Source organism: Chitinophaga sp. 10T418, from assembly GCF_056394125.1.
In genome coordinates this window covers 1-385 of the sequence record NZ_JBFTHG010000071.1, presented here as the reverse complement: position 1 = coordinate 385, position 385 = coordinate 1, and the positions used below count along the sequence as shown (strand labels likewise).

Annotated in this window: 1 protein-coding gene; it reads right to left on the bottom strand. The window is 61.3% G+C overall.

Going from position 1 to position 385, the window contains the following annotated elements:
• A partial coding sequence (locus tag AC1DCV_RS35820) for a helix-turn-helix domain-containing protein (protein ID WP_477027688.1) occupies positions 1-240 on the bottom strand: 240 nt, incomplete at its 3' end.
• Between the last annotated feature and the right edge of the window lie 145 nt (positions 241-385).

The following is a 385-nucleotide window of genomic DNA, read 5'->3' as shown; positions in this document are numbered from 1 at the left end:
GTACAGCCGTTGTTCGCGCTCGACCATGCCGGATTCGACCAGACTCGTCGCCAGCCGGTAGGCGGTGGCGCGGTCCAGCCCGGCCGCCTGCGCCAGCACGCCCAGCGCCACGCCGGTCGGGTGATGGGCCGCAATCAGCTTGAGCAGCACCATCGCCCGTGTGACGGTCTGTGCACCCTTGGGAGCGCTGCCGGTGTCCTCGCCGGCTTCCGTCTCTGCTTCTGTCTCTGCTTTTGTCATGTTTTCGGCCTCTCCCCGGTCGAGATGTTCACATAGTGAATATTGGTAAAGATTCCGTTTGAATACTGAACACGTCCGGGATGAAATGCAACCATACCAAGCACGAACACGTGCACACACCCGGAGACAACCCATGACGTTCCGC